Raw genomic sequence first — 519 nt, forward strand, 5'->3', positions numbered from 1 at the left:
CCCCGTTAGGGTTTAGTGGCCCGGTGGATACGACGGTGCGGGCGGAGGATCACACGGTGGTGTTTTTTAATGAGGAGACCGGGCAAAAGGTTGATCTGGGCTATTACAAGCGGACTTTGGTGGTGGTTGATACGGGGTGTGTGCCGGGGAAGTGGTCGCAGGATTGGCCGCAGGGCACCGAGGTAGTCCCAGAACACCTGCGCACCACCGGCCGGGCGATCCACAGTGGGGAACCCGAGGAATGGGCACCCTACAATAGTCCGGTTTTTGGGGAACAGGCCTCAGGGGAACAGGCGTCTCAGGAAGGAGGTGAGGGGTAATGGACCGTTTGAGTGTTGATCCGGAGGTGTTACGGGATCGTGCTCGTGATGTGGATGAGTATGCGCAGCAGATCGGTAACACGCCGGGTTCTACGTCGTTAATCGGTAGCTGGTCGGCTGTGCCCAGTGCGAAACTCTCGAGCAAGTCCATGGATGCCGGTGCGGCATTATCGGACGGGCGTCAAGCCAGCATTGCCCG

General features: G+C 59.5%; 1 protein-coding gene and 1 pseudogene. Both read left to right on the forward strand.

All coding sequences use genetic code 11. The features are described from left to right. Positions 1-320 (forward strand): annotated as a pseudogene (locus EKN07_RS12420) (hypothetical protein); the annotation flags it as partial. Beyond that, positions 320-519: hypothetical protein (locus EKN07_RS12425; RefSeq protein WP_164546687.1), on the forward strand; the 200-nt coding region annotated here is incomplete at its 3' end. The pseudogene EKN07_RS12420 and the gene EKN07_RS12425, both read left to right, overlap by 1 nt.

The sequence above is a fragment of the Actinobaculum sp. 352 genome, assembly GCF_003957265.1.
Lineage (GTDB): Bacteria > Actinomycetota > Actinomycetes > Actinomycetales > Actinomycetaceae > Asp313.